The sequence below is a fragment of the Sulfurimonas sp. genome (assembly GCF_032250635.1).
Lineage (GTDB): Bacteria > Campylobacterota > Campylobacteria > Campylobacterales > Sulfurimonadaceae > Sulfurimonas.
Map to the genome: position 1 here is coordinate 1 of NZ_JAVVFL010000170.1, position 4,719 is coordinate 4,719.

Annotated in this window: 7 protein-coding genes; 3 read left to right on the plus strand and 4 right to left on the minus strand. The window is 37.0% G+C overall.

The window, feature by feature from the left end:
• Positions 1 to 463 (plus strand): phosphatase PAP2 family protein (locus tag RQ763_RS09605; RefSeq protein WP_314152647.1); only part of this gene is annotated, 463 nt, incomplete at its 5' end.
• On the plus strand, positions 441 to 803 hold the full coding sequence (locus RQ763_RS09610) for a diacylglycerol kinase (RefSeq protein ID WP_314152648.1): 363 nt from the start codon (positions 441 to 443) through the stop codon (positions 801 to 803). The genes RQ763_RS09605 and RQ763_RS09610, both read left to right, overlap by 23 nt.
• Positions 804 to 881: 78 nt before the next feature.
• Here RQ763_RS09610 and RQ763_RS09615 read toward each other — a convergent pair whose 3' ends face one another.
• A complete protein-coding gene (locus RQ763_RS09615; RefSeq protein WP_314152649.1) occupies positions 882 to 1,427 on the minus strand; it encodes an outer membrane protein in 546 nt (181 codons plus the stop codon).
• Positions 1,428 to 1,647: 220 nt separating this feature from the next.
• Here RQ763_RS09615 and RQ763_RS09620 point away from each other — a divergent pair, with 220 nt between their 5' ends.
• Entirely contained in the window at positions 1,648 to 2,838 is a 1,191-nt protein-coding gene (locus RQ763_RS09620; protein WP_314152651.1) for an NAD(P)/FAD-dependent oxidoreductase, read from the plus strand.
• A 21-nt stretch (positions 2,839 to 2,859) separates the two neighbouring features.
• On the opposite strand, the gene RQ763_RS09625 is transcribed toward RQ763_RS09620, so the two are convergent.
• From RQ763_RS09625 to RQ763_RS09635, 3 genes are all read right to left on the minus strand, one after another.
• A complete protein-coding gene (locus tag RQ763_RS09625; protein ID WP_314152652.1) occupies positions 2,860 to 4,197 on the minus strand; it encodes a deoxyguanosinetriphosphate triphosphohydrolase in 1,338 nt (445 codons plus the stop codon).
• A 99-nt stretch (positions 4,198 to 4,296) separates the two neighbouring features.
• Positions 4,297 to 4,482 (minus strand): DUF2892 domain-containing protein, encoded by a 186-nt coding sequence (locus RQ763_RS09630; RefSeq protein WP_294933093.1) that lies wholly within the window; start codon positions 4,480 to 4,482, stop codon positions 4,297 to 4,299.
• 29 nt (positions 4,483 to 4,511) lie between these two features.
• A partial coding sequence (locus RQ763_RS09635; protein ID WP_314152653.1) for a lmo0937 family membrane protein occupies positions 4,512 to 4,719 on the minus strand: 208 nt, incomplete at its 5' end.

The following is a 4,719-nucleotide window of genomic DNA, read 5'->3' on the forward strand; positions in this document are numbered from 1 at the left end:
GTTGGAGTATAAAAAAGGTCTGATAATTATCTTGTTATCTTCTATAATAGTGCCCTTGTCCGTCGGAAGTCTCAAAGCTGTAACAAATATGCCTTGTCCAAAAAATATTCAACATTTTAACGGTAAATATCCGGATGTAAATGTATTTGAGTGTTATCCGCAGGAGTTTATGCAAAATAATCCAAACTGCAGTATAAAATGCTGGCCTGCCGGACATGCAAGCGGAGGTTTTGCCTTGCTTTCGCTCTTTTTTTTATTTAAAACCAAAAGAAATCAAAAAAGAGCTGTTATAATTGCTTTAGGTGTCGGATTTGGCATGGGCATATACAAAATGTTAATTGGTGACCACTTTTTTAGCCACACGATTATTACAATGCTTATCGCTTGGCTGATTATTTTAGTAATAGACACATTAATAACAATACAACAAAGGATATATATTGCGAAACCAGCCGAAATATAGTTTTTTCAAAAACACGGGTTATGCACTAAATGGGTTAAAAGATTTAATCAAAACAGAGACATCCTTTAAAATAGAACTTATCTTAACTCTGATTCTGCTGCCTCTGATTATATTTATAGATGCAACTTTTGTCCACAAAGCCCTGATGTTTATCTCTCTGATGGGAATGCTCTTAGCAGAAGCCACCAACAGTGCTATTGAGAGAGTCGTTGACTTGGTTACGCTGGAGCATCACCATATGGCTGGACGGGCAAAAGACGTAGGAAGCACCATAGTATTTTTAAGCATATCGGTATTTGTAGTAACTTGGGCTATAGTATTAGCTGATATTTACCAATAAGTTTCAAAGATTTCACTGCTTTTTACAGATAAATTTCCCAGATAAATGTGGGAAATTTACAGGAGAACTGAGAGAGAGTTAAAAACGAAGGTTGGCACCTACATACCACATTTTAAGGTCATCAGCATCAATGTCCACATCTATTCCTGACACATTTACAGTGTCACTGCCTGTTTCCATAAGATAACGGTATCCAGCTTCAATCTCAATGTTATCAATCAGACGGACAATTACTCCCGCCTGTGCACCGTAATGAAATCCGCTTATATCAATACCCGGTTCTTCATATCTTGTATATCCTATTACTGGATCCGCATATAGAGAAAGTCTATTTTCAGCAAGCGGCAATATAAAATCATATCCGATAGAAAAAGCATCGGCATCATCTACGTCACTATCTGTATCAACATATGAATAACCAGCCCACACGCGAGCTGTATCTTCATAATAGTGTCCAAGAGTAAAGCTAATATGTTTATCATCTACCTCGGTACTTGCCGATAAACCAGGAACAGATAGGTCTACACCAAGTTCTGCATTTCCAAAACTAATTCCGAAATAATCTGCATTTTCCGCAGCCATCAAACCACTTGCCAATAAAACAGCCAATGCTATTTTTTTCATAAACTCTCCTTTTTAAATTAAATCTAACTAATCATAGTCAGCCGATGCTGTATTGTATTGCCACTAAACTTACATACATATTAACCAGAAGGTAGTTTGTGCAAGATATAGAACAACTAAAAACACGTCAATATCAAGTGGCTCTACAAAATCAACAATGCTTAAATATAGAAATCACTATATAGATATTTTATTGTGCTAAAATCACTTTATGAATAAAATGAAAAAAGTAGCAATCATCGGCGGTGGGGCGAGCGGTTTAACGTGCGCGATATTTTGTACAAAAAAAAATGTACATGTGGACTTGTTTGAGCAAAACTCAAAATGTGCAAAAAAGATTTTGGTTTCAGGAAATGGTCGCTGCAACATTACAAACAAAAACTTAAGCTCAGACGATTACTTTTGCCAAAACCCATCTTTTATGGAGTTTGCGCTTAAGGAGTTTGGATTTGATGCGTTTGAGAGATTTTGCCAAAGCATTGGGCTTTTGCTTGATGCCAAAGATGACGGACGTGTCTATCCGCTTAGCAATGAAGCAAAAAGTGTTGCTTCTTTACTTCTTGGTCATGCAAAAAGTTTAGGCGTAAATATTCACACGGATACAAAAATCAAAGATATAAAAAAACTGCTTGGCGAGTATGATTCGGTTGTCATAGCAACAGGCTCAGAGGCGGCACCTCATCTTGGGGGAAACAGAGACGGCTTGGAGTTTGCAGAAGTTTTTGGACACAATATAATACCTACATATCCCTCTCTCGTTCAACTTCATCTGAACTCTAATATTGTTAAAAAAATGAGCGGAGCCAAAACAGAGGGCGAAGTCTCGCTGCTTATAAACAACAAAAAAGAGCTTACATGTAATGGGGATATTCTCTTTAGCGATTACGGAGTTTCTGGTTTTGCAGTTTTAGATATTTCTCAAGGTGCCAGTGTTGCTTTGGCGGAGGGGATACATGTTAGTATATCTATAAACCTGCTTCCTGCTTTTAATGCGCAAAAACTCTCAAACCATATAAACAAGATGTCTGAATTAGATCCAAAAATAACTATTTTCGAGATTCTTATCGGGCTTATCCCATCAAAAATAGTCTCAGGAATTTTAGAAGAACTCGATATCTTACACTCAACATGCGGTAATGAAATCGGCATAAAACTATCCAAAAAGATAGTAAACCAGATATTAAATTGGCGTTTTGATGTAAGCGACACTCACGGCTTCAGACATTCAGAGGTTGCAGGCGGCGGCGTGGATACTGCAGAGATAAACCCAAAAACTTTTGAATCACTAAAACAAAAAAATATCTACTTCTGCGGAGAGGTTCTAGATGTAGTAGGTCGCCGCGGCGGCTACAACTTTGCCTTTGCATGGGCTAGCGGATACTTAGCTGCCAAACATATAACTAGAGATTGATTATTTACACTATATTGCACATCAAACCCCCATTCCATTTAGCTGATTTGCAACGTACTTTGCATGATTGTCCGTCATGCCTACTATGTAGTCTACCACTCTTTGGTACATGATATACAGACTCTGCCCTTTTTTGGGTCTGTCTTCTCCCATAAGCTCTAAGGCTCGTTTATATCTAAAGGGTAATTTTGTTTCATCGCCTTTTTTGTAAAAGTCGTAAGTTGCATGAATGAGGTTATCAAGCAGAGTCTCTATAATGTTGTATGCTCCGAGTTCAAGTTCTATCTTTCTTTTTTCGTTAAATATCTTTTTGCTTGCAAGAGTTTTTGCCTCTTGCATTGCACTCTTATACGCCTCATTTGTAAAAAGCTCTATCAAATCTTTTGGCTGATTATCGCTTATAATCGTCTCAAAATTATCCTCAAATACACCCATAGTATGGAGTGCCAGATTATGAATGGAGATTGCAACGAGTCTTGAAACTTTTTTTATATCGGAATAGTTCTCGTCTTCATATATGCTCAGCACTTCTTGATTGCCGCAGATAAGAGTAAAAATCTTTTTTGTATCTTCTAGCGTGATTATTTTTAGCTCAACCGCATCTTGCAAATCAAGAAGCCCGTAGCAGATATCGTCTGCGGCTTCCATAAGATAAGAGAGCGGATGTCTTTTGTAAGAGCCGTCTATCTTGACAAGCCCAAGCTCCAAAAAAAGAGTTTTAAAAAACTCGGCTTCACTTTGAAAAAAGTTGAACTTTGATTTGCCAAGATGTTCACATCTGCTTGATGGATAAGGGTACTTTACCAAAGTGCCGAGTGTTGCAAAGGTAAGTCTCATTCCTCCACAAAAAAGGTTATTCTCTATCTGGCTTACAATCCGAAAACTCTGTGCATTTCCGTCAATATGAACAAAATCTTCAAGCTCATCTCTTGAGAGTTCTTTTAAAAAACCTTTCTCTTTGTTACTCTCAAACCACTCTTTTATAACCTCTTCTCCCGCATGTCCAAATGGCGGGTTTCCTATGTCATGAGCAAGACATGCCGTCTGAATTATATATGCCACGTCATAAGGGTCTATCTTTACTTCAGAATATTTTCTGCTTAAAAACTCTCCTGCGCTAAGCCCAAGACTTCGTCCAACACTTGCAACTTCCAAGCTGTGAGTAAGTCTGTTGTGAACATGGTCATTTTTTGAGAGCGGATGCACCTGCGTCTTTTTTGAGAGCCTTCTAAAAGAATTGGAAAATATTACCCTGTCGTAATCTTTATGAAAACTGCTTCGATAATACTTCTGTTCATCATCATCTCTTATATCGTTAACACCGTAGTATCTCTTATTTGATAGTAACTTTTTAAACATCTTTTTATTTCCACGCTAGAAAAATTTTAATTTGATTTTGGGATATTAATTCCCACGAATGTGGGAATTTAATTTACAAAGAGCTTATTATAAAAAAATCTACGGCTTTTCGCAAGTATTTATTTTGAGCAAATCATAAAGCGGACACCAATTTATAACCGCTGTCGCGATAGGAATAATTCCTATAAGCCCCAGCCAACTACCTGTCATAATGCCAAGAACAATGAAAATCACTCCGATAACAATTCTAGCTACTTTGTCAACTTTACCTATGTTTTTTGTCATCTAAAACCTCCTGATATAAATTTTATACTTTATAAACGTCGACCTTGTATAACACGAACTAAAATCACCACGACTGCAATAACTAAAAGAATATGAATAAACCCACCTAAAGTATGAGAAGTCACCAATCCCAAAAGCCAAAGAACAACCAACACAATAGCAATAATTTCTATCATGATTACTCCTTCGTATAATATATTTATCAACCAAATAGTTAAAATATGGTTGTGTGTTCTT

Excerpts from the sequence above, each read along its gene's own strand:
- RQ763_RS09615 (WP_314152649.1), bottom strand. The coding sequence starts at position 1,427 with ATGAAAAAAATAGCATTGGCTGTTTTATTGGCAAGTGGTTTGATGGCT.
- RQ763_RS09620 (WP_314152651.1), top strand. The coding sequence starts at position 1,648 with ATGAAAAAAGTAGCAATCATCGGCGGTGGGGCGAGCGGTTTAACGTGC.
- RQ763_RS09625 (WP_314152652.1), bottom strand. The coding sequence starts at position 4,197 with ATGTTTAAAAAGTTACTATCAAATAAGAGATACTACGGTGTTAACGAT.
- RQ763_RS09630 (WP_294933093.1), bottom strand. The coding sequence starts at position 4,482 with ATGACAAAAAACATAGGTAAAGTTGACAAAGTAGCTAGAATTGTTATC.